This is a genomic window from Novosphingobium fluoreni, assembly GCF_014196615.1.
GTDB lineage: Bacteria > Pseudomonadota > Alphaproteobacteria > Sphingomonadales > Sphingomonadaceae > Novosphingobium > Novosphingobium fluoreni.
This window is the reverse complement of sequence record NZ_JACIDY010000002.1, coordinates 669,067-690,845: the sequence shown is the minus strand read 5'-3', so window position 1 is coordinate 690,845 and position 21,779 is coordinate 669,067. Positions and strand designations below refer to the sequence as shown.

The 21,779-nt window shown below is 64.2% G+C and carries 21 protein-coding genes; 9 read left to right on the top strand and 12 right to left on the bottom strand.

From position 1 onward, the window contains the following. Window positions 1-18: 18 nt before the first annotated feature. The gene (locus tag GGR39_RS07040; RefSeq protein ID WP_183616440.1) at window positions 19-2,112 is read right to left on the bottom strand and encodes an AsmA family protein; all 2,094 of its coding nucleotides are present in this window, start codon (window positions 2,110-2,112) and stop codon (window positions 19-21) included. A gap of 138 nt (window positions 2,113-2,250) precedes the next feature. Here GGR39_RS07040 and GGR39_RS07035 point away from each other — a divergent pair, with 138 nt between their 5' ends. From GGR39_RS07035 to GGR39_RS07025, 3 genes are all read left to right on the top strand, one after another. Next, complete coding sequence (locus GGR39_RS07035; RefSeq protein ID WP_183616439.1) at window positions 2,251-3,873, top strand: NAD(P)/FAD-dependent oxidoreductase; 1,623 nt, start codon at window positions 2,251-2,253, stop codon at window positions 3,871-3,873. 68 nt (window positions 3,874-3,941) lie between these two features. After that, on the top strand, window positions 3,942-4,574 hold the full coding sequence (locus GGR39_RS07030; RefSeq protein ID WP_183616438.1) for a class I SAM-dependent methyltransferase: 633 nt from the start codon (window positions 3,942-3,944) through the stop codon (window positions 4,572-4,574). Window positions 4,575-4,576: 2 nt separating this feature from the next. Next, window positions 4,577-5,227 carry a DUF962 domain-containing protein gene (locus GGR39_RS07025; RefSeq protein WP_242867223.1) on the top strand — a complete coding sequence of 217 codons (651 nt, stop codon included), beginning with the start codon at window positions 4,577-4,579 and terminating at the stop codon, window positions 5,225-5,227. A gap of 139 nt (window positions 5,228-5,366) precedes the next feature. On the opposite strand, the gene GGR39_RS07020 is transcribed toward GGR39_RS07025, so the two are convergent. Then, window positions 5,367-7,022, bottom strand: a complete 1,656-nt coding sequence (locus GGR39_RS07020; RefSeq protein ID WP_246388387.1) for an aminotransferase class III-fold pyridoxal phosphate-dependent enzyme — start codon at window positions 7,020-7,022, stop codon at window positions 5,367-5,369. 32 nt (window positions 7,023-7,054) lie between these two features. Between GGR39_RS07020 and asd the strand changes: the two genes are divergently transcribed. Further along, window positions 7,055-7,942 carry an archaetidylserine decarboxylase gene (gene asd, locus GGR39_RS07015; protein WP_183616437.1) on the top strand — a complete coding sequence of 296 codons (888 nt, stop codon included), beginning with the start codon at window positions 7,055-7,057 and terminating at the stop codon, window positions 7,940-7,942. Here the strand turns inward: asd and GGR39_RS07010 are convergent. After that, window positions 7,884-8,924 carry a glycerophosphodiester phosphodiesterase gene (locus GGR39_RS07010; RefSeq protein ID WP_246388385.1) on the bottom strand — a complete coding sequence of 347 codons (1,041 nt, stop codon included), beginning with the start codon at window positions 8,922-8,924 and terminating at the stop codon, window positions 7,884-7,886. The genes asd and GGR39_RS07010 overlap by 59 nt on opposite strands. A gap of 95 nt (window positions 8,925-9,019) precedes the next feature. Then, window positions 9,020-11,455 (bottom strand): TonB-dependent receptor, encoded by a 2,436-nt coding sequence (locus GGR39_RS07005; protein ID WP_343055807.1) that lies wholly within the window; start codon window positions 11,453-11,455, stop codon window positions 9,020-9,022. A 303-nt stretch (window positions 11,456-11,758) separates the two neighbouring features. Between GGR39_RS07005 and GGR39_RS07000 the strand changes: the two genes are divergently transcribed. From GGR39_RS07000 to GGR39_RS06990, 3 genes are all read left to right on the top strand, one after another. Further along, a complete protein-coding gene (locus tag GGR39_RS07000) occupies window positions 11,759-11,944 on the top strand; it encodes a hypothetical protein (protein WP_183616434.1) in 186 nt (61 codons plus the stop codon). 54 nt (window positions 11,945-11,998) lie between these two features. Beyond that, entirely contained in the window at window positions 11,999-12,658 is a 660-nt protein-coding gene (locus GGR39_RS06995; RefSeq protein WP_183616433.1) for a hypothetical protein, read from the top strand. Between the two features lie 127 nt (window positions 12,659-12,785). Then, window positions 12,786-13,235, top strand: coding sequence for a DUF983 domain-containing protein (locus GGR39_RS06990; RefSeq protein WP_058737889.1), 450 nt, complete (start codon window positions 12,786-12,788; stop codon window positions 13,233-13,235). A 13-nt stretch (window positions 13,236-13,248) separates the two neighbouring features. On the opposite strand, the gene GGR39_RS06985 is transcribed toward GGR39_RS06990, so the two are convergent. The 3 genes from GGR39_RS06985 to GGR39_RS06975 form a co-directional block, all read right to left on the bottom strand. Beyond that, window positions 13,249-13,509, bottom strand: a complete 261-nt coding sequence (locus GGR39_RS06985) for a hypothetical protein (protein WP_183616432.1) — start codon at window positions 13,507-13,509, stop codon at window positions 13,249-13,251. A gap of 111 nt (window positions 13,510-13,620) precedes the next feature. Further along, entirely contained in the window at window positions 13,621-14,199 is a 579-nt protein-coding gene (locus tag GGR39_RS06980; protein ID WP_058737888.1) for a hypothetical protein, read from the bottom strand. A gap of 61 nt (window positions 14,200-14,260) precedes the next feature. After that, on the bottom strand, window positions 14,261-15,901 hold the full coding sequence (locus GGR39_RS06975) for a cation:proton antiporter domain-containing protein (protein ID WP_183616431.1): 1,641 nt from the start codon (window positions 15,899-15,901) through the stop codon (window positions 14,261-14,263). Between the two features lie 67 nt (window positions 15,902-15,968). Between GGR39_RS06975 and GGR39_RS17070 the strand changes: the two genes are divergently transcribed. Then, complete coding sequence (locus GGR39_RS17070) at window positions 15,969-16,271, top strand: hypothetical protein (RefSeq protein ID WP_221225979.1); 303 nt, start codon at window positions 15,969-15,971, stop codon at window positions 16,269-16,271. 199 nt (window positions 16,272-16,470) lie between these two features. On the opposite strand, the gene GGR39_RS06970 is transcribed toward GGR39_RS17070, so the two are convergent. The 5 genes from GGR39_RS06970 to recR all read right to left on the bottom strand — a co-directional run bounded on the left by GGR39_RS06970 (window position 16,471) and on the right by recR (window position 20,808). Continuing rightward, window positions 16,471-16,869: a reverse transcriptase-like protein gene (locus GGR39_RS06970; protein ID WP_221225978.1), complete on the bottom strand. Its 399-nt coding sequence runs from the start codon at window positions 16,867-16,869 to the stop codon at window positions 16,471-16,473. After that, complete coding sequence (locus GGR39_RS06965) at window positions 16,866-17,792, bottom strand: NAD(P)/FAD-dependent oxidoreductase (RefSeq protein WP_183616430.1); 927 nt, start codon at window positions 17,790-17,792, stop codon at window positions 16,866-16,868. The genes GGR39_RS06970 and GGR39_RS06965 overlap by 4 nt, the downstream gene beginning before the upstream one ends. A gap of 115 nt (window positions 17,793-17,907) precedes the next feature. After that, window positions 17,908-19,494, bottom strand: coding sequence for a DNA recombination protein RmuC (locus GGR39_RS06960; RefSeq protein WP_183616429.1), 1,587 nt, complete (start codon window positions 19,492-19,494; stop codon window positions 17,908-17,910). A gap of 70 nt (window positions 19,495-19,564) precedes the next feature. Continuing rightward, a complete protein-coding gene (gene def / locus GGR39_RS06955) occupies window positions 19,565-20,134 on the bottom strand; it encodes a peptide deformylase (RefSeq protein ID WP_058737883.1) in 570 nt (189 codons plus the stop codon). A gap of 77 nt (window positions 20,135-20,211) precedes the next feature. Further along, window positions 20,212-20,808: a recombination mediator RecR gene (gene recR / locus GGR39_RS06950; protein WP_183616428.1), complete on the bottom strand. Its 597-nt coding sequence runs from the start codon at window positions 20,806-20,808 to the stop codon at window positions 20,212-20,214. A 53-nt stretch (window positions 20,809-20,861) separates the two neighbouring features. Between recR and fmt the strand changes: the two genes are divergently transcribed. Continuing rightward, window positions 20,862-21,770, top strand: a complete 909-nt coding sequence (fmt, locus tag GGR39_RS06945; RefSeq protein ID WP_183616427.1) for a methionyl-tRNA formyltransferase — start codon at window positions 20,862-20,864, stop codon at window positions 21,768-21,770. Window positions 21,771-21,779 lie beyond the last annotated feature (9 nt).

Genomic DNA, 21,779 nt, shown 5'->3' with positions numbered 1-21,779 from the left:
CCCAGGGTATCCGCCTCGTCAGCGCTTGCGGGGACTGACGTCCTCTCGTGGCTTGCCCTTCGTCGTCCGCTGCGCGCTGGCCGTCGCAGCAGATAGGACGGGGCCGCAAGCCGCTGACTTGGCATTGCCCGGATCCACAAAGGCCAGCAGCCCCGCCACAGGTGACGCAAGGACCGCAAGGCCGATGCCCGCACCCGCACGGCCAACCAGCTCGGGGCTAATCACGTCGAGACGTGGCTCGGCAAAGCGGCCCTTGATCCCGACCGGCGATTGCCCGGAAAACAAGCTGAACTTCTTCGCGTCGGCCTTGAAAGCGATGTCCACGGCCTCGGTACCGAAGTTGAAGCCGCCACGCCCGGTGATCACGTTGCGGGTCGTGTCTATCAGGATCGGATCGGTCGCCGCGCTGCCGCCGCGCACGGTGAAGGCGATCAGACCGCAGTTGATCTCAATCGGCTTCTTCAGCTTACCCTCGAACATCTTGTAGACGAACGTTCCCAAATCGAGCTCTGCGAGCTGTGCGTACTGGGTCCAGAGCGTGCCGTTCGGCATCACGAAAGCGATGCGCCCGTTCGATGTCGCGAGCGAATCGTGGATCGTGTCGCCCCGCCCTTTCAGTTGGATGCGGCCCTTGACCGTGCCGGTCGTTCCAGCTTCCGACACGCCATATCCCGCAAGCAACTTCGCCGTCGGTGTCGGGGCAAGGCGGATGTCGTAGCTGTCCGCCGCGGGGCGCTGGCGCGTATTAAAAATCAGGTCGGAGGCCAGGTTGCCGCGCGCCATCGACATGGTCAGCGGTGACAGCGCCAGCCGTCCCTTCTCCAGCGCCAGCTTCAGGTCGATATTGGAGATCGGCAGGCTGCGCGATCGGACCGTGGCGATCTTCCAGTCCAGCCCGGCATCGAAGCGTTGCATCATCGCAACCGGCAGCGCGGCGTCTGGCAGGATGCGCTGGCCGCCGTTGCCCGTCTCCGCCGCCGCCGCGATCGCGCCCTTGCTGGCGACGGTATCGGGGTTGTACCCGATGAACGGCGCGGCATCGATGATGTCCAGCTTGCGGGTGGTAAGATCGGCGTCAAGACGCAGGCGTTCGTTGTTCTTCACCGTGAACTGACCGGCCAGGTCGGATTGCCCGAACGTGCCGCGCAGCTTGGTGAAACGATAATCCTGATCCTCGTTCACCAGCGTCGCGCGCATATCGTAGCGACGCGTGCGCGGGATCGCGACGTCGATGATTTCCAGCAACTGCGACAGATCCCGCCCTTGCGCCCGGACGGCCAAGGGCACACCCTGATACTCGGTCAGCGAAGGCAAGGTGCCCGTCAGGTCGATCACGTTGTTGCCGGCAAAGGCGCGGGCGACCAGCTTGTTCTTGCCGCCGCTGACGGTGGCGTCGGGCGAGAGCAGGCTGGCGGTAAGGCGAAAGGGCGCGGTCCGAAAGCGGCCATCGCCGCTCAGCTTTACCGATTGGCCGATCTCGGTATCTTTCGCCACGATCGGCTCGAACCGCAAGTTTGCCAACAGCGGCGTACGCGGATCGTAGTAGCGCACGCGAACGCCCGCCAGGATCGCGCGATCGATGCGCGGCATGTGGAAATCTTTGCCGCCGCTACCGTCGCCAAAGGTCCAGGTGTTGCGCTTGTGCAGCTTGTCCCATTCCAGGTTCGCATCGAAGTTCACCAATTCGATCGCATAGAACCGCTTGCGGCCGAAAATCAGGGAGAGCGGCGCAATCCGGGCATCGATTTTGCCGGCGGTAAACAAGCTTTTGCGCTGCGCCCATTGCGGGTTCGAAACGTCCAGCTGTTCAGCCAGGAACTTGATCTTGATCGGCGCGAAGTAGAGCTGGAAATCGCCGCCCACGGCTACCTTGCGGCCCGCGACGGAACTGACGATGCTTTCGAACGGGCCCTTCAGGAACCGCCCTTTGGTGATGAACAGGATCAACCAGACCGCGAAGACGATGCCCACCGCGCCCAGTAGGATGTTGCGCACCAGATGCCGGCGATGGCGCGACCTAGCAGCATTCCTGCCGGACGCACCGGGTTCAAGCGCCTTGGCCTCAGCCGTGGCGGCAGCGGAATTCGTATCGGTGGTGCTTGTGGCATCCATAAGCCGTCACATCGCTTGGAAGGGCCGTTTTGTTGCCATGCTTTGCGACCACTCGTTAACGGCGAGCGGATGCGCTAGGGGCTGGGCCATGTTGTTTGGATTCAATGCACCTTCCTGCCGGCCGGGCGGAGCGAACTGATGCTGCGCCTCTCTGGCCTGAACCTGCCGCTCGATCACGCGCCCGAAGCGCTGCCCGAAGCGATCTGCACGCGCCTGAGGATCGAACGGGCGGCGCTGCGTGACTTCACCGTGTTCAAGCGCGGCAATGACGCGCGCCGCCGGAACGCGATCCTGCTGGTCTATACGCTCGACATCGAGATTGCCGACGAGGCGGAGGTGCTCGCCCGGTTCGAAGGTGACAAGGACGTGCGCCCGACGCCGGACATGGCCTATCATTTCGTTGCCCATGCGCCGCAGGGCTGGTCAGGCCGCCGCCCGGTGGTGATCGGCGCGGGGCCATGCGGGCTCTTTGCCGGGCTGATCCTGGCGCAATCGGGGTTTCGCCCGATCATCCTCGATAGGGGCAAAGTCGTCCGCCAGCGCACCAAGGATACCTGGGGGCTGTGGCGCCGGTCAGAGCTGAACCCGGATTCCAACGTCCAGTTCGGCGAAGGCGGTGCGGGCACGTTCTCCGACGGCAAGCTCTATTGCCGCGTCAAGGACCCCCGCTTCCTGGGCCGCAAGGTGCTGGAAGAATTCGTGAAAGCCGGCGCGCCTGACGATATCCTGTGGCAGGCGCATCCCCATATCGGCACGTTCCGCCTCGTCACAATGGTGGAATCGATGCGCCGCACGATCGAGGAACTGGGCGGCGAATACCGCTGGCAGACCCGTGTCGACGATCTGGCGATGGAGCGTGGGCCCGATGGACGTCAGCAACTGCGCGGACTGCACTTGCACGATGGCTCGTTCCTGGAAGCGGATCACGTCGTCATGGCGATCGGTCACAGCGCCCGGCCGACCTTCGAGATGCTGCACGATCGCGGCGTCCACCTAGAGGCCAAGCCCTTCTCCATCGGCGTGCGGATCGAGCATCCGCAAAGCTGGGTGGACAAGGCCCGCTATGGCCAATGCGCCGGTCACCCAGACCTTGGCGCGGCGGCCTATGCCCTGGCGCACCACTGCAGTAACGAGCGCACGGTCTACAGCTTCTGCATGTGCCCGGGCGGGCGCGTGGTGGCGGCAACATCTGAGGAGGGCCGCGTCGTCACCAACGGCATGAGCCAGTATTCGCGGGCCGAGTTCAACGCCAATTCCGGCCTGGTCGTGGGCATCGACCCCGCGCGTGATTATCCTGACGGTCCCCTGGCGGGCATCGCCTTGCAGCGCCACTGGGAGAGCAAGGCGTTCGAGGCAGGTGGCGGCACTTATGCCGCGCCGGGGCAGAAGGTGGCCGATTTCCTGGCCGGTCGCCCCTCCACGGCTTTAGGTGAGGTGACCCCATCGTATAAGCCGGGCGTCACCATGACGGACTTGTCGCTCTGCCTGCCCGCCTTCGTCGTCGATTCCATCCGCGAGGCGCTGCCGGTGTTCGGGCGGCAAGTGGCGAACTACGATCATCCCGATGTGGTGATGACCGGGGTGGAGACACGCACATCCTCGCCCGTGCGCATCACCCGAGACAAGAGCTTCCAGAGCCTCAATACCGCCGGGCTCTATCCCGCCGGCGAAGGTGCGGGCTATGCCGGCGGCATCCTTTCCGCCGCGATCGACGGGATCAAGGTGGCCGAAGCCGTCGCCAGAAGCATCGTCGCGGCGTGATTGTCTCGCTGCTGAAATAATTCTCTCGCATCTCCGCCACACAGCAGAAGTGATCCGGCGGAGACGACATGCAGACAGCAAGCGTTGCAGCAGCCTATGATCGGTGGGCCCCGGTCTATGACCTCGTCTTTGGCGGCGTTTTTTCCAACGGCCGCCGCCAGGCCATCGTCGCGGCCGAGAACATCGGCGGGCTCGTCCTGGAGGTGGGTGTCGGCACCGGCATTTCGCTGCCCCACTACAGCAAACGCACCCGGCTGGTCGGCATCGATATTTCCGAGGCCATGCTGGAAAAAGCCCGCCGCCGCGCGGACCAGCTCAAGCTGGAGAACGTCGAGGAGATCGCGGTCGGCGATGCCGAAGCGCTGACTTATCCCGACAATGCGTTCGACGTGGTGGTGGCGCAATATGTCGTCACCGCCGTGCCCAACCCGGAAAAGGCGTTGGACGAATTCGTGCGGGTGGTGCGCCCCGGCGGAGAAATCGTGATCGCCACCCGGATCAGCGCCAACGGGGGGCTGCGCGACACCATCGAAAAGGCGCTGATGCCGATCACCAGCCGCCTGGGCTGGCGCACCGAGTTTCCGTGGTCCCGCTATGAGGCCTGGGCAAAGCGCAACGGTCAGGTCCGCCTGCTGGAACACCGCCCCCTGCCCCCGCTCGGCCACTTCTCCCTCGTCCGTTACAGAAAGCTGCAAGGTTGACCATGCACGAGTATCCGCAAGCCGCCTCGTCATCCATGGGGACCGGCAAGATCGCCCGGTTTCGCGAACAACTGGCCGAGCAGCGCTGGGACGACCACCGGTTCTATCACCACAGCCTGGTCAACCAGAGCCTGCACTTCGTCAGCGCCACGACCTTCATCGTCGCTTATGCGATCATGTGGAAGATGCCCGCGCTGGCAGCCCTGTTGGGTTGGGGCGTTGCCATGACCAGCCGGCAGGCCGGCCACTTCTTCTTCGAGCCGCGCGGCTACGATCACGTCAACGACTGCACCCACGAGTACAAGGAAGAGGTCAAGGTGGGCTACAACCTGGCCCGCAAGGTGGTGCTGATGGGACTGTGGTTGCTGAGCCCGGTGATGCTGTACATCCGGCCGGACCTGTTCGGCGCGTTCGAGCCGCATCAGGGTGTTATGCAGTTCCTGGAACACCTTGGCCTGCTGTGGCTGGCACTGGGCATCGGCGGCCTGCTGTTCCGCGTGGTGCACTTGTTCTTCATCCGTGACATCGAGACGGGACTTGTCTGGGGCACGAAGATCGTGACCGACCCGTTCAACGACTTCCGGCTGTACAGCAAGGCTCCCGCGCAACTGGTGCGGCGCCTGGCAGAAACCCGCGCGGCACGGATCGGGTAAAGCACGGATGGGGCGCGCGCCTCCAGGGGGGCGCGCCTCTTCGCCGTTGGTGTCGAGTGACGTCGAGACATCGCAGCACTAAGGCTAGCGTGTCTCGACTTCGCTCGACATGAACGGGGAGATACGAGGCAAGAGTATCTTACCCCAGCAGATGCCCGGCAAACTCCCGCACAAGTCCCTTGCGCAGCGCCCGCTGGGCATCTCCCTCCGGCGCCCACCACCAGCCATCCGCCGCCATCCGCTTTGCCGCCACCACGAACCTGTCAGCCACATAGGCGAACTCGACCTCGCCATAGGCCAGGCTGAAGATCATCCGCCCAGAGCCGACCCAACTCAGCGCCAGACCCTCCGCTCTCAGATAGAATTGCAGCATCCAATGATAGCGCGAAGGCATCGTGTGCCAGATCGTCCAGATCGTGCCCAGGTTCGCGACCCGCACCGGCACACCTTCCGCCGCCAGCCGCGCGTTGAGCGCAGCGGCACGATCATTCCACACCGCATCGACGCCATGGTAGAGCGCTTGGCCCTCCGCCGTATCCATGTGCCGCAGGAAGGCGTCCATCGCCCCCATCACGTAGGGGTGCGAATTGAAGGTGCCGCGCGCGAAGCAGATGTCGGCGGGGCGATCCTCGCGGAAGCGCTTCATCAGCGCCGCCTTGCCGCAGACCACGCCCACCGGCAGGCCGCCGCCCAGCGTCTTGCCATATGTCACCATGTCCGGCGCGATGCCGAAATATTCGCAGGCCCCGCGTGGTGCGAGGCGAAAGCCGGTAAACACCTCGTCCACGATCAGCACGATCCCTGCCTTGCGGCACACCGCGGCAAGGCGCTGGAGCCAGGCGGCGTAGGCCGCGCGGTCGGCGCGCTTGTCGGCACGGCCGCTGACCAGGGTGGAATCTCCCGGCGCTCCGGCGTTGGGATGCATGGCCTGCAACGGGTTCACCAGCACGCAGGCGATGTTCTTACGCGTGGCGAGAACCTCCAGCGTGGCCTCGCTCATGTCCGCCAGAGTGTAGGTATGGTCCGCCGGCACCGGATTGCCGACGCCCGGCTGCACATCGCCCCACCAGCCGTGGTACGCGCCGGAAAAGCGGACCAGATGCGAACGTCCGGTGTGATAGCGCGCCAGCCGCACCGCTTGCATCACCGCCTCGGTGCCCGACATGTGGAACGATACGGCATCGAGGCCGGAAATCGCCTTCAGCCGCCGCACGTTGTCGGCAACAACCGGATGCAACCCGGCCAGCGTCGGGCCCAGGTCCGCCGTCGTTGCGATGCCCTGCTGGACCATCGCGCGATAGGCATCCACGCCCAGCAGGTTGACGCCGTAGGAACCGGTGAGATCGGTAAAGCGATTGCCGTCCAGATCGGTCAGGCTGACGCCCTCGGCCGCCTGGTAGAAGCTTCCCGCCCCCAGCCGCTCGCGAACGACCGGGCTGAAAGGGAACGGCACGCGATAGGCTGCGGTGAATTCCAGGTCCGGGATACTGTCGCGGATTTCGGCGGTGTAGGCGCGGGTCTTGGCAAAACGCTCGGCATAGAGCGTGGCCAATCGCTCGAAGCCGGCGCGGCGGCGGCCGATCACTTCGAGCGGAGCATCGTCGGCACGGAAGAACTCGTCCGGCGTCAGGGCATAGCCCGGAACCATCCCCGCCACCCGCTTGCCCATGCGGACATGGCCGGTGAGCGAGGGGTGCTTGGCGCGCGAAAGGCGCAGGCGTTTGCGCGCCTTGTCGACCGCCAGCAATCCCGCCGCCGCGCCCGCCAGTCCCCAAACCCAGTTGTCCTGCTTCAACTCGCTTCCCCTAGCTCCACGAAGGACCCACGATGAGCCTGCGTTCCGCTCTCGCTCGCCTTGGCGCGCAGGAAGATCTGAACTTCCTCCTGACCAACCGCATCCCCCGCCATGCCGCCACCCGGTTCATGGGATGGTTCAGCAAGCGGCGAAATCCGGCGGTGCGCACCGCGTCGATCGCGCTATGGCGCTTGTTCTGTGACGTGGATTTGACGGATGCGGCAGAAACCCGGTTCGGCAGCTTGCACGATGCCTTCATCCGCCGACTGAGGGACGGCGCGAGGCCGGTGAACACCGATCCCGGCACGATCGTCTCCCCCAGCGACGGCATCGTCGGCGCATTCGGCCGGGTGAACGCGGGGCAAGTCCTGCAAGTGAAAGGCTTTCCCTACGCCATTGCCGACTTGCTCGGCAGTGTGGCGGAGGCGCAGGAATGGCGCGACGGCTGGTTCGTCACGCTGCGGCTGACGGCGGGCATGTACCACCGCTTCCACGCGCCGCATGACCTGACGGTCGAGCAAGTGCGCTATATCTCGGGCGATACCTGGAACGTGAACCCGATCGCGCTGAAGCGCGTGGAGCGACTATTTTGCAAGAACGAGCGCGCGCCGATCACGGTGACGCTGGACAGCGGGCATCGGCTGGCGCTGGTGCCGGTGGCGGCAGTGCTGGTCGCCAGCATCCGCCTGCCCTTCCTCGACGCCGATCGCAACGTGCGCTCAGGCGGCCAAGGCGTGCGGCCCAGCAAGGCGCGTTTCGGCAAGGGAGAGGAGATAGGCTGGTTCGAACACGGCTCGACCATCATCGTCCTCTCCCCGGCCGATTGCCCCCCGGTGCCTGGGCTGATCGAGGGTCAGAGCATCAGGATGGGTGAGCCGCTGCTGCGATCGCCTGGCGGCCCAATGCCGGATCGTCCGTGAAGAACCCGTCCAGCCCTTCGGCCAGGTAGCGGCGAATTTCGGCAACGCTGCCCGCAGGGTTGCGCGCGTCTTCGCCTGCAGCGCTGCGATAGTCGGCGGCCAGGAAGCGATTTTCCGGGCGGAACGTCCAGGTGCCGACCAGCAGGCCGGCCTTGTGCGCCGCGGCGACCAGACCGGTGGATCGGCCCAGCTTGCCCTCTGCATCGAGCGGGATGACCACGCGCGTGGCCGGGGCGATCCAGTCCGCATAGCGCGCCATCGCGGCAAGCCCGGTGGGCGTCATCATCTGCCCGTACGTTTGTGGGTTGCCCGCCGCCACGCCATCGAACGCGGCCTCCTTGGGATCGCCGATCAGCTGCATCAGCTGCACGTTCGGCATCCCGGCGATCTGTGGGCGTAAGGCCTTGAGATTGGCCACTTCGAACGACTGCACGATCACCGGTGCGCGGCGCAGATAGGCGCTTGCCTTCAGGATGCCCAGGAACCGCGCCTCCAGCGGCAGGCCGATCCCGGCGAAATAGGTTGAGTGCTTCAGTTCCGGGATCAGCCCGATCGTGCGCCCTCGCGCCGCCGCCTCGGCCGCCACGAAGTCCGCGACTTCCTCCAACGTGACGATCTGAAACATGCCGTCGTAGGACTGGCTTTCCGGCCTTACCCCACCCAGCCGTTCCCTGGCGCGCAGAGTCTTCAGCTCAGCCAGCGTGAAATCCTCGGTAAACCAGCCGGTGATGGGTGCGCCATCCACCGTCTTGGTCGTCCGGCGGGCAGCGAACTCAGGGTGCGCGGCGACATCGGTGGTGCCGGAAATGTCATTTTCATGCCGCGCCACCAGCACGCCATCCTTCGTGGCGACCAAGTCGGGCTCGATGAAGTCTGCCCCGTCCGCGATCGCCTTGGCGTAAGCGCCCAAGGTATGCTCGGGCCGGAGCGCCGATGCGCCGCGATGGGCCATCAGCAGCGGTTTGGCCGGACGTTTGCGCATAACCTCTCCTTCCGCCGCAAAAGCGAGTGCCGGGGCGAGCGCTAGGCCCACCCCGGCACCGATGACACCGCGACGCGTGATGTCCGCCCCGCGCATTAGTAGCGCAGCTTCAGCGTGCCGAACCACTGGCGCGGCGGGATCGGATAGACGTTATACGTATTCGTGGGCGCGTTCGGCTGGACCGAGAGCCAGCCCTTCTTCTCGGTGATGTTGGTCACGTTGAGGCTTAACTCTGCCCCTGCCAGACCGATCATATCGCCCAGCTCGATCGCTGCCCGGCCGCTGAGCAGGAAGAAGCTGGGGACGGAGGCGTCGTTGGTATAAGTCGCAAAGCGCTTGCCCACGAAATCGCCGAACAGCTGCAGTTGCACCGGCTGGAAGTCCAGCGTCGCCACCGTCTTGTTCAGCCATTGCGGGCTGCCCGGAACCTGCTTGCCACCGGTCGGCACGATGCCGGCGTTGGGAAGCGCGGCCTGCCCGGCGGCGGGCGTGGGAACGACGGTAAAGGTGCCAAGCCGCGTGCCGGTCGCCGCACCGGTGATCACGCTATAGTCGCTGTCATACTTCGAGCTGTTGTAAGACAGCGCGTTGTAAAGCGAGAAGTGGCTGCCGAAACGCAAGGTGATGGCGGCATCGACGCCGTTGGTCTTCACGTTGCCCACGTTGAACAGCGAGGGTGTGCCGCCCGAAATCGAGCCACCACCGATGCCGCCCACGGTGGGGCTGATCGCCAGCAGACGGTCGCTGAAATCGACATGGTAGGCGTTCAGCTGCGCTTCGAACCCGCTGAGGAACGAGCCGGGGAAGCTGTGGCGGCTGCGCAGGCCCACTTCATAGGTCCACGACGTTTCGGGGTGGCCGTTCTCCTTGATGAAGTCGAACGATGCCTGGCTGCCCACCGACCATGGCGCGGCGCCACCACCGGCACCGTAGGCCTGATACTGGCGCAAGTTCTTCTGGACGTTGGCATAAAGCTCTTCGTTATCGGTGAAGCGCCACTTGCCACCCAGCGTGGGAAGGAACCAGTTTTCGGTCTTGATCCGCCCATTCGGCAACGCGCTAGATGAACCGTCGAGCGAACCGACGATCGGCTGCACGGTGAAGAAGCCGTCCGCGTCCTGCAGGCTGGTCTTCACGCCCGCCTCGATGGTGAAGCGCGGAGTGAGCGTCCAGGTGTCCTGTAAATGCAGCTGCAGCACCTCGGTGCGCATTTCGCTGCCATATTGCGTGAACAGCGGGCCCTTGGGGCGGATATAGGGGCTGTAACGCTCGGGGAAATTCACGTCGAGCGCGTACCAGCGGCGGTAGGCGGAGGAGCTGTTGTTTTCATACCAGGCGCCTGCCGCGATCTGGTGGTTGCCCGCATCGATGTTCAGCTCGGACAGCACGCCCTTGCGGTCGATCCGGTATTCCGTGGTGCGCACCGCGTAGCCAGAGTTGCCGGTGGACAGCTTCAGGTTGCGGCCGGGGAAGTACAGGCCGAACAGCTTGGGCAGGGACGCCACCGTGATCGGGCCTGCGACCACGCCCACGCCATCGTTGTGGTGATAGTAGCCCTGAACCGAAAGGGTGACCTTGTCCGTCAGGCGTTCCTCATCCTTCAGGTAGACCAGCCAGTCCGTGCGCTGCGCATCGCTGTAATAGTTGCGATAGTTCACGCTCTCCACCGCAGGAACCGCGCCGGTCGCGCTGAGATAGGACAGCGCCTTGCCGAAATCGGGATAGAGGAACGGGCGGGTATAGGGCTGGTACGCCTGCGCCGCGTTTGCGGGCCGCGCGTAGATCGTCGTCGCATCCTCGTTCGGTTCGGTCTTGTCCGAATAGGCGATGTAGGCGGTGAGGCGGCGGGCGCTGTCATCGTGGACCAGCTTGAAGTTGCCCTGCCAGCCGCCCTGCTTGCCATTGAAGTCCCAAGCCCGGGCCTTCTGGCGCACTGCAGACAGGTAAAAGCTTGTGCCCTTGCCCATGTCGCCGCTGTCAAAGCGCACGAAGGTGCGCGAGGCATCGTAACTGCCCAGCGTCTGGTTGACTTCAAGGCCCAGCTTCGCGCGCGGATCGCTGGAGAAAGTCTCCACCGCGCCGCCCAGGTTGCTGGTGGAAGCGACCCGCAACTCGCCCGCGCCGGTGCTGACGCTCACGCGCCCGACGTTTTCGGAAATGACCGCGCGCGATGGCGAAAGACCGTTATAATTGCCGTAGTTCTGATCACCCAGCGGCACGCCGTCCAGCGTGTAGCCCAGCTGGCCTGCGCTGAAGCCGTGGATGAAGAGCGAGGCGTTCTGCTCGTTGTTACCCCAGGGGTCGGCGGTGATATAGGCAACGCCAGGCAGCGTCTGGATGGCTTTGAGCGGACTGATGCCAGGAAGGATCTTCTGGATCTCGTCCGCAGCGATCGTGGTGGTTGATCGTGAGCGATTGCCGGTGACGATGATCTGGCCCGCGACGTCATCACCCGTAGCGGCATCGGCCCGCTCAGCCGTATCCTGTGCAAAGGCCGGTACGCTCAGGCCCAGGACGGACGTAGCGCTCAACAGCAATGCTGCGTGTGCGATACGGCTTAGTTTTTGAGAATTCGACATTATTTCCCCCGCTGAACGCGTGCCTGCTGGCAGTGCGAAGCGCGCGGTTAGAGACGGGAAATGGCAAAGATATTGCGGATTGATGCCGCTTCCATGACAGCCCGTTGCAGCACCGAACCGGCGGTCCGGTAAAATACGATGCAGGCGCGCCGGGCTTGGTGTATATGCTGCTTTTATGACAGTGCGCGCAGAACCCTTGCCCTTCTGTCCAACGCTGGGCAGAGGCGCTCCCATAATACGGGTTAGCGCGAGAATATGACGACTTCCATTCGCAGGGGCCTCTACCGAACCGTCGTGCCCGGGATCGGCGAATGCGCGCGCGTGGATATGCGGGCAGGCGATGCCGCGCCGTACCTGGAGCGGGATATGTATCGCCTCCTGGGTTTCGCCCCGCCTTTCGAGGAATTGGTCTTCAAGGAAAAGCCGGCGCCCGAACGGTGAGCGGCGTGCCCGCGCGGGTTGACGCGACGCGGGCAACAGGATTGAACCGTCCGCGTGAATGATACCCCATCCCCTACCCCGCCGGAAAAAGCCGAAACCGCGAAAGAAGCCGCTGCCGTCCGGCGACGCTGGATCACCTTGGCCGAGGTGCTAACCGTGATCGCCGTCGTCATCTCCGCGCTGACCTTATGGAACAACTGGAGCGAGCGCCGGGAAACCGAGGCGAGCGAAGCCGCGCAATCCCGCCGTGCCTCCTCCCGCGCGGCAACCCTGGTCCTGTCCGTGGCGGAGGCGCGGGACGATAGGCTGACGTTGAAGGCCGTTTTGGATGAACAGTCCGTCCAAAGCCAGACGATCGCCTTCCCATCCGATCTGGCCGTCTCCCCGGCAACCACCACGGGCGAGCCCAGGATCGAGGCCGGCTGGTTTCAGGACGCGCTGAAGAAAGCGCGCGAAAAGGCGGGTCTGCCGGACGACAGCAGAGGCGATGAGCGCCTGCCCGTCATGATCACCACGCGCTTCATCGTCGACGGTGAGGCGCATGAAGATCGCGCGATCTACGACATCGGCTACAGTGTGACCGGACGCTGGCTCGCCGGCCATTCGGTGACGTTGCGCGGGATTTCGCTGGCGCAGCGTGTCTCCAAGGCGAATGCACAGGCCAAGCTGGACGCTCGCTGGCGCGCTCTATTGCCACCCGCAAAGGCCAGATAAGGATCGGAAGAAGCGCGTGGGACATATTGTCCCACCTCCTCGGCTTATGTTGACTTGTGAACATACCCGGGAGAGATGCCAATAACGGGCGTGCCCATGCCCGACTATGACAAGGACGCGTTCGGCCATGCCCGAAGACAAAGCCGACAAATATGCCGCCGCCCGATGGATTTTCCATTGCGGTTGGCGCGGCCTGTGTCCACGCTGCGGCAAAGGCGCGATGTTTCGCAAGTGGTTGAAATTGAACGATCAGTGTCCGACGTGCGGCCTTGATTACAGGTTCGCTGCGCCCGACGATGGCCCGGCGTTTTTCTCGCTATGCATCATCGCGTTTCCGCTGATCTTCTTCGTGGTTTGGCTTCAAGTCAGGTATGAGCCACCCTTCTGGGTGCACCTAATCACATCGTTCCCGCTGCTAGGGTTCGGATGCATTCTGCCGCTGCGGCCCTTGAAGGGATGGCTCGTCGCCTCTCAATTCGTCAACAAGGCGCAGGAGGCCGGTACGGACAAGCTATGGAACCAGTTACGCGGAGGCAAAGGCAACTGGCTGGACCAGGAACCCCGCGATCCACGCTGAATTCGCCGCCTTCTCAACCGGTCGCACGCTTCTCGATCATCGGGCCGGGCAAATAGGCCAGGAGTTTCCTGTCCAGCTTCGCCTGCGCCATCGACACGACATCGGCACGCGGCAGAGTTGCCACGGCTGCTGCCTCGGCCATCTCGCGGTGGGCAGCCAGGGCCAGGCATATCGGACTAAGGTCACCCGGGGCATGCCAGAACCCAGTCAGGTCAGCGAGATGGGCCCGCAAATCCTCGGCAGCGCGGCGGTCAGTTTCAGTTACAGTCGGCACGCGCGGCTCTCCCATGTTTGGCTTACGACACGGTAACTTACGGCGCGTATTTCAGTTCCGCTCCGCGATCATGAGATTGTGTTTCCGTTCCTCAAAACGATCGACGACAGATCAAATCACGCCGGCAATCAGCCCCAGCCGCAAAGCATCGTGCGCCTCGACATACCAGTTAGCCGGGGCCTTCTTCAAAACCTCGTCCATCGTCACTTGCGATCCACGGATAAGGTTTTCGAAGCCTTCGTTCTGGATGATGATCGATTCCTCGATTTCGTGGAGGACTGCTTTCAAGCTGGCGGTACAGGTCGTCAGCGGGCCATCCACCTGCACCGTCTGGCTCATCTTGCGCTCATGGATCATCAGCCGCGTACCCCGCGTCAGATACCGGTTTTCCGTGGCGAAGAAGCTCAGGAACGTGGTGCCGGCCGAATAGACCGCCGCCTTGCCCAGAAACACGAAGCGGCGTTGCGGGGACATCTCGCTCAGAAAGCGAATATCCTCGCCCATCACGCGGGCCACTTCCGGATCGCCGCCCAATGTGGTGAGTTCGACAACGATCAACCCGTTGTCCGGAACGGTTTCCAGCTTTTGCCGGAAATCGGCGTACATCTGATAATCCACCGATCCTGAAAGCAGGATCGCGGGGGCGAGAAAGGCGCTGGGTGGCAGCGGCGTGGTGGCAAGGTCGGTCATCGCCTCACCAATGCGCCGCCGGCACAGTCGTTCCGGCCAAAATCAAATCCTTGCTTCGCGATCAGACCGTGGCGGCATCGCTCGCGGTCAGCTTCAGGATCCGAGCCGAAATCTCATGCTCGCCGAAGACCACGTGCCTGACGCCCAATTGCTCCAGATGGCTGACTTCCGCTTCCGAATGGGCCCGCACGATCACATCCAGACCGGGGTTCAGGACCCGCGCGTGCTCGACGATGGCGCCGCCCTCGAACCCTTCGGGAATGGCGATCAGCAGCCGCCCGGCCTGCGTGATGCCTGCCGCCTGCAACGTGCTGTCCTCCAAGGCGTTTCCGCGCACTACTTTGTGGCCATCGGCCTCGGCTCGCTTCGCCATGTCCTCCTGATCCTCGACCACGATCAGCGCCTGCCCGCCGCGCGCAAGTTCGGAGGCGATGCGCGATCCCACGCGGCCGTATCCGATCAGGACGACGTGGTCCTTGGTCACCGGCCCTGCGGGCGCGGCAGCACCGCCCCCCTCCTCTCCGCGCCGCGAGGCCAGCAGCGAAAAGATCAGCGGATTGAGGAATATCGAGATGATCGCCCCCGCCAGGATCAGATCGCGCCCTTCATCGGGCAATATGCCCAGCCCGGTGCCAAGCGAGGCCAGGATGAAAGAGAACTCACCGATCTGCGCCAGGCTGGCCGCCACCGTCAGCGCCGTCTGATTGCCATGTCCGAATACGCGGACGATCGCGTACGCCGCCACGGATTTGCCGACCAGAATGATCAGCACCGTCGCCAGCAACGGCAGCGGCTGCTCGATGACGATGGAGGGATTGAACAGCATGCCCACCGACACGAAGAACAATACCGCAAAGGCGTCGCGCAGGGGCAGCGTCTCGGCCGTGGCCTGGCGGCTCAACGGCGTCTCCCCCAGGATCATACCGGCGAAGAACGCACCCAGCGCGAAGGAAACACCGAACGCCAGTGCCGCGCCGAACGCCACGCCCAGCGCGATCGCCAGCACCGCCAGGCGAAACAACTCACGTGATCCGGTGTGGACCACCCAATGCAGCGCCGCCGGAATGACGCGGCGGGCGACCAACAGCATCAGCGCCAGAAATGCGCCGACCTTCAGGAAGGTGACGCCCAGCGGAACCAGCAGCGCCTGCCATCCAGCCCCTTTGCTTTCCGGCCCGAATACGTTGGCGAGCACGGGCAGCAGCACCAGCGCCAGCACCATCACCAGATCCTCGACGATCAGCCACCCCACGGCGATCCGGCCGCGGTGGGTCTGCACGATGTTGTGCCCCTCCAACGCGCGAAGCAGCACCACCGTGCTGGCGACGGACAGCGCCAGGCCGAAAACGAAGCCGGCCAGGCCATTCCATCCCATGACATAGGAAAGCCCCATGCCCATCAGCGTCGCCGCGACGATCTGGCCGATTGCGCCGGGGATCGCGATCCGCCGCACGGAGAGCAGATCGCGCAAGGAAAAGTGCAGGCCCACCCCGAACATCAGCAGGATGACACCGATCTCCGCCAGTTCATTGGCGATCCCGGTGTGCGCCACATAGCCGGGCGTGAAAGGGCCGACGATGATCCCCGCGACGAGGTACCCGACCAGCGGCGAAACCTTAAGGCGATGGGCCAGCGCCCCCATCAGGAACGCGACCACCAGGCCGGCGACGATGGTGCCGATCAGCGGCGTATGATGGGGCATGGCTGTCCTTGCTTGATGAACATTGCGCGGCTCAATCTGACCGGGCGCTTATTCAAGAGTTGCGCCGATGATGATTGCGATGATGCTGGCGGCCGCGGCCATGCCTGTCCAGATCGCGGGCGCGAACCAGGATGGCGGGCGCTTACCGGGTCTTGCCATTTGCAACTCCAAAGAAACCGGGACGCGGCAGGCGTTCCGAACGCGGACGTGCCACGCCTATGACGCGCACCGTCGGGCGGATCGAACGAGGGGCGGGCCGGCTGCCGATGAAGCCGTGCGGCCGGCAAGCGGCGAGATGCGCGCAAGCTCAGGCAACCGACACGCTGAAAGCGCCCTGACGGTGCACCTCCCAAAGCGTCAATCGACCTGATCATTCGTCTTCTCGCACGCCCCCTGCCCGAACCATACGTTACAAATGGACCGGCAAACGGTTTGATCCCCCGTCAGAGCTGAGCGACACGCTTTGAAACGTTTGTATTGCGCCGCAGGAAAGGCAAAACAGGCTGCAGCGCCGATCGCCTGACAGCATTCTCAAAAGACCACCGGGCACCCGCCGCCTTGGCTACGCCTCAGGGCCAGGTGCCCCTTGCAAGGGCGATTCCGGCGAGGTTCTTGGATCGCCGCACGTGGCGCAAGACAACGCGATCGAACTCTCGGGCCGTGTCGTGAAATTGCGCGACGTAGCGCAGCAGGCGCGGTGTGCGAGCGCGTTGCCGACCCGATGCCTGGGCGATGACCAGCGCCGAATCTCCCAAGAAAAGCACGTCCCGCGCGCCGCTTGCCGCTGCCAATCGCGCCGCGTGAAGCAACGCGAGCCATTCTGCGTCGGTATTGTCCCCCTCCCCCAGATCGGCCTGGATCCAGGCCTGTTCGCCACACACGACTGCAGTCTGAAGCGGGCCGGGATTGGGACGGCAACCGCCATCGAAGTACAGGATGGCACGCTTGGCCGGCGACGATATGCTCAATCTCGTGTCGCTCGGAGCAGAGGCGTTTCCTCGGCCAAGTCATTGCGGATCGTGGTTGCGGCAACACCCGCTTCGCCCATGGCGTGGCTGATCTGATCGAGGCCCTTGGTCACATCGCCCGCCGCATAAAGACCCGGTAGCGACGTGCGTTGATGGGCATCGACCACAAGACATCCCTCCTCGCTCGCCTCAGCCCCCAGCATCAAGGCCAATTCCGACCGGATGACCGAACCCAGTGCCGGATAGACGCTATCGAACCGGCTGTCCCCGGCAGGAGTGGGGACGATGATCTGCTCACCCTCGATACGCAAGGGGCGGCAGGGCCCCGCGACAAGCTCCACGCCAACCTCCGTCAATTGATCGCGCTGCGCTTGTGACAGGGCATGCGCCCCGCTGGGCGCGATCAAGGTCACGCGGGGGGTGTACATCCGCAGGAACATCGCCTCGTTGAAGCCGTGGGTATCCGTGCCGATCACGCCAACTTTGCGATCCGTCACTTCATAGCCATCGCAGATCGGACAATATCGCAGCAGGCCCCGCTCCAATGCCACATCGTGGGTTTCGGGCGCGATATCGGGACGGTGGTTCACCACCCCCGTCGCCAAGAGGACACTGCGGCTGGTCCACGTCCGCCCGTCGCTGTGTACGAAAAACAGATCGTCACGCCGTTCCAGTTTCTTGACATGAGCGGAAGCCACATCAACGCCGAACTCTTGCGCCTGGGCCTGCATCCGCTGCAGCAGCTCTCGCCCGGGAATGCCGCCGGGATATCCGGCGTGATTGTGCGTGCGAGGGATAAGCGCCGCCCGGCTCTCTCCGCCGTCGATCAATTGCAGCCGCAAGTGAAATCGCGCCAGATAGATCGCGGCGGTAAGGCCTGCCGGGCCGGCTCCGATAACGATGCAGTCGAGAGGTTTATTCATCACGGTGGGCAAGCGATCGATTGCCAGATTGTTTCCGAAGACTTGCCGAGGGCGATCACAATGACTGTCCTCGTCCCGTGGCCGAACCTTCGCTACTCACTCCGCCGACTCTACCTCACTCAGCGGCCTGCGGCATATCATCGTTGTCCGACGCAAGGCTGGGGAGCGGAATATCGCCATGCCGAGGCGCGGCCTCGACAAGCGCGACCTCCTCTGTGATCTCGCGCTTGCCGATCTTGATATGCTTTTCCGACAAGCGCCGGGCGCGGCTGAGGACATTGCCTTCGTAAGTGCGGGCGAAATCGTTGAAGCTGTTGACCGCCCGGCCCAAATGAACGCCGGTCTTCATCAGATCGTCCTGCGTCTTGGCCAGGCTTTCATACAAATCTGCGCCGAGCTTGCCGATCTCACGCGCCTCGCGCGCCAGCCCCTCCTGCTGCCAGACTTGCGCGATGGTGCGGGCGATCGCGACGAGGTTGGTCGGGCTGGCTAGCAGCACCCGCCGCTCGAAAGCGAAATCCCAAAGCCCGGGATCCTTGTCGAGCGCCGCGGCAATGAAGTGCTCGCCCGGTACGAACATCAGAACGTAGTCCGGCGCATTCTCGAACTGGCTGTGGTAACTCTTTGCGCCCAGTTGCTGGATATGCGTCTGCATCGATTTGGCGTGGGCGGCCAGATGCAGCTCGCGCTCGGCCTCCGTGTCCGCATGGAACGCATCCTGATAGGCGTTCAAAGACACCTTGGCGTCGATGACCAATTGCTTGTTGCCTGGGATGCGGACGATCGCATCGGGCCGCAGACGCCCCTCTTCCGTGCCGACGGAATGCTCGGTGACGAAATCGGTATGTTCCGTCAGGCCGCACTGTTCGAGGACGTTCTTCAATTGCTGCTCGCCCCAGCGTCCGCGTGCCTTGGGCGCGTTTCGCAAGGAATTGCCCAGCCGCATCGCTTCAGCGCGGACGGCCTCCTGACCGGTGCGAAGTTCCTCAATCTGGCCGTGCAGCTTGCCGAACGCATCGACGCGCTTGGATTCAAGCGCGCTCACTTGCTGTTCGTAGGACTTCAGCCGGTCATTCACCGGCGCGAGCAATGTCGTCAGACGTTCCGCGCTCGCCTTCTCGCTCTCCTCGAACCGCGCGCCTGCGCGGGTGAGAAAGGCCTGCTGCGCGTCGGCCAGAACCTTGGCTCCGGCATTTTCGAATTCCTTGCGCAGCAGCTCCTGCGCGCCCATCAACAACCGCTTCTGCTCATCGAAATTAGCGGTCTTTTCCTTCAGACCGGCCAGTTCGGCGGTTGTGCGACGCAGTTCCGCCGTCAGCGTTTCTGCGCGACCACCCAATTCGCCACGTATTCGATCGACCGAAAGCGCATGCTCGCGCCGAAGCCCGTCTAGCGCCTCGGTAGATTCGATGCGGGATGCGGCAAGACCCTGCTCATGGTCGGCGCGGAGGCGATCAAGCGCGCTCGAGTGTTCGCGGCGTGCCTCGTCCAGCTGGCGCGCTAGATCATCGGCACGATTGGCCCGTTCGGTCGCGCCGGCCAACTCGGTGATGGCGCGCCGGAAGCGCTCGTCGAGGTCCCGCGCCTCAGCGTCGCGATCGGCATGGCGGCGGCGCCACTCATGCACCGGGCGCGATCCCAGCCACCAGCCCACACCAAGGCCCATCAGCAGAACGACGATCGCGAGCAAGGCAGCTTCCATCCAACCTGCCTATCAGGAACGAATGGAGAACGTCAAGCCCGCGGCATGTTCATCCACAAGTACCGCGCGATCACGCGGCCTTGCGCAGCTTTTCCAGCTTCTTGATGGCCATCTGGCGCTTCAGCCGGCTCAAATGATCGATGAACAGGATGCCCTCGAGGTGGTCCATCTCATGCTGGAGGCAGATCGCCATTAAGCCGTCCATCGCCTGCTCGTGAACATTGCCGTCCAGGTCCTGCCAACGGGCGCGGATATGCTTGGGCCGCTCCACATCCGCATAGATCTCAGGCACGGAGAGACAGCCCTCCTGATAGACCTGAAGTTCCTCGGACGGTTCGAGAATCTCAGGATTGATGAAGACGTGCGGCTCGCGCTTGGTCGGCTGATGGGTGTGGTGATGATCGCCGTGGGCGGTGCAGACTTCCGGCTCGGCATCGGGATCATCCGGCTGAAGATCGATCACCAGCACGCGCTGCGGTACGCCAACCTGAATGGCGGCGAGGCCGATACCGGGCGCATCGTACATCGTCTCGAACATATCGGCGACAAGTGTACGCAATTCCTCGTCAAACACCGTGACGGGGGCGGAGACCTGCTTGAGGCGCGGGTCGGGAATTTCGATGATCTCGCGAATAGCCATTCCCTGCAAATAAGGCAGCGACCGCTTTTTCGCAATGTGGTCCTGACGATGACTGTCAGTGGCAAGCCCGCGCTATGTCAGCTTACCGGACGGCGGGCGCGAATGGCCTGCGCCAACGTGCCCTCGTCCAGGTAGTCGAGTTCGCCCCCTACCGGAAGACCATGCGCCAACTGCGTTATCCGCAAGGGAAATTTCTCCAGCCGCTCAGCCAGATAGTGCGCGGTGGTCTGCCCTTCCAAGGTGGCGTTCATGGCCAGCACCACTTCATCGATGCCGCCGGCTTCAACCCGGGCCAGGAGGCGGTCGATCGCCAGATCCTCTGGACGCACCCCATCGAGCGCCGAAAGCCGACCGCCCAGGACATGGTACTTGCCGGTGAATAACCGCGCGCGATCCAGCGCCCAGAGGTCGGCCACTTCCTCAACCACGCAAAGCGAGCGCTGATCGCGGCGGGGATCGGTGCAGACGCCGCAAGGGTCGCTGGTATCGATATTGCCGCAGACCTGACACTCCACCAGGCTGGCCTGAACCTGGCCCAGCGCGTCCAACAATTGGACCAGCGCCGTCTCTCGCCGTTTGATCAGCCACAACACCGCGCGGCGGGCGGAACGCGGCCCAAGCCCGGGCAAGCGCGAAAGCGCAGCCGCGAGCGTCTCGATCTCTTGCGATGCCATGATCGGGCAGATAGGGGTTGCGCCCCTCTCGCCGCAAGAACAAACCGGGACGTATGCGCATCATCTTCATGGGAACGCCCGAGTTCGCGGTGCCGGCGCTGGTCGCCCTGGTGGAGGCCGGGCACGAGATCGCCGCAGTCTACACCCAGCCGCCACGGCCGGGCGGTCGACGCGGGCGCGAACTGACGCCCTCTCCGGTCCAGCGTGAAGCGGAGCTGCGCGGCGTCGAAGTGCGGTGCCCGGTTTCGCTGAAAGGCGCGGAGGAGCAGGCGACGCTCGCGGCGCTCGATGCGGATATCGCCGTCGTCGCAGCCTACGGCTTGATCCTGCCACAGGCGGTGTTGGACGCCCCGCGCCTGGGTTGCCTCAACATCCACGCCTCCATCCTGCCGCGCTGGCGGGGGGCGGCGCCCATCCAGCGGGCGATCCTGGCCGGTGATCCGACGACCGGCGTCACGATCATGCGGATGGAGGCCGGGCTCGATACCGGGCCGATGATCGCCACCTTGCGCACCACGATCGATCGCAAGACAGCGGGTGACCTGACGCAGGAACTGGCCGAGCGCGGTGCGCAACTGATGGCGGGCACGTTGCGCGACCTGGCATTCCATCGCCCTGTCACGCAGCCGGAAGACGGCGTCACCTATGCCAAGAAGATCGACAAGGCCGAGGCCCGGCTCGATTTCACCGCCGGCGCGGAGCAGGTCGAGCGGCAGGTGCGCGCCTTTGCGCCCGCCCCCGGCGCATTCTTCGAATTGGACGGGGAGCGCTTCAAGGTTCTGGCCGCCGACGAGGTCGAGGGAGAGGGCCCAGCCGGACTCGTTCTGGGCGAAGACCTGACGATCGCCTGTGGATCGGGCGCGATCCAGCCTACGATCGTCCAGCGCGCCGGACGTCCCGCTATGGCCGTGGCCGACTTGCTCCGGGGGCGGCCGATCCCAGTCGGTACGGTGCTAGGCTGAAATCCCCGG

Excerpts from the sequence above, each read along its gene's own strand:
- GGR39_RS07040 (WP_183616440.1), bottom strand. The coding sequence starts at position 2,112 with ATGGATGCCACAAGCACCACCGATACGAATTCCGCTGCCGCCACGGCT.
- GGR39_RS07035 (WP_183616439.1), top strand. The coding sequence starts at position 2,251 with ATGCTGCGCCTCTCTGGCCTGAACCTGCCGCTCGATCACGCGCCCGAA.
- GGR39_RS07030 (WP_183616438.1), top strand. The coding sequence starts at position 3,942 with ATGCAGACAGCAAGCGTTGCAGCAGCCTATGATCGGTGGGCCCCGGTC.
- GGR39_RS07025 (WP_242867223.1), top strand. The coding sequence starts at position 4,577 with ATGCACGAGTATCCGCAAGCCGCCTCGTCATCCATGGGGACCGGCAAG.
- asd (WP_183616437.1), top strand. The coding sequence starts at position 7,055 with ATGAGCCTGCGTTCCGCTCTCGCTCGCCTTGGCGCGCAGGAAGATCTG.
- GGR39_RS07010 (WP_246388385.1), bottom strand. The coding sequence starts at position 8,924 with ATGCGCAAACGTCCGGCCAAACCGCTGCTGATGGCCCATCGCGGCGCA.
- GGR39_RS07000 (WP_183616434.1), top strand. The coding sequence starts at position 11,759 with ATGACGACTTCCATTCGCAGGGGCCTCTACCGAACCGTCGTGCCCGGG.
- GGR39_RS06990 (WP_058737889.1), top strand. The coding sequence starts at position 12,786 with ATGCCCGAAGACAAAGCCGACAAATATGCCGCCGCCCGATGGATTTTC.
- GGR39_RS06980 (WP_058737888.1), bottom strand. The coding sequence starts at position 14,199 with ATGACCGACCTTGCCACCACGCCGCTGCCACCCAGCGCCTTTCTCGCC.
- GGR39_RS06975 (WP_183616431.1), bottom strand. The coding sequence starts at position 15,901 with ATGCCCCATCATACGCCGCTGATCGGCACCATCGTCGCCGGCCTGGTG.
- GGR39_RS17070 (WP_221225979.1), top strand. The coding sequence starts at position 15,969 with ATGATGATTGCGATGATGCTGGCGGCCGCGGCCATGCCTGTCCAGATC.
- GGR39_RS06965 (WP_183616430.1), bottom strand. The coding sequence starts at position 17,792 with ATGAATAAACCTCTCGACTGCATCGTTATCGGAGCCGGCCCGGCAGGC.
- GGR39_RS06960 (WP_183616429.1), bottom strand. The coding sequence starts at position 19,494 with ATGGAAGCTGCCTTGCTCGCGATCGTCGTTCTGCTGATGGGCCTTGGT.
- def (WP_058737883.1), bottom strand. The coding sequence starts at position 20,134 with ATGGCTATTCGCGAGATCATCGAAATTCCCGACCCGCGCCTCAAGCAG.
- recR (WP_183616428.1), bottom strand. The coding sequence starts at position 20,808 with ATGGCATCGCAAGAGATCGAGACGCTCGCGGCTGCGCTTTCGCGCTTG.
- fmt (WP_183616427.1), top strand. The coding sequence starts at position 20,862 with ATGCGCATCATCTTCATGGGAACGCCCGAGTTCGCGGTGCCGGCGCTG.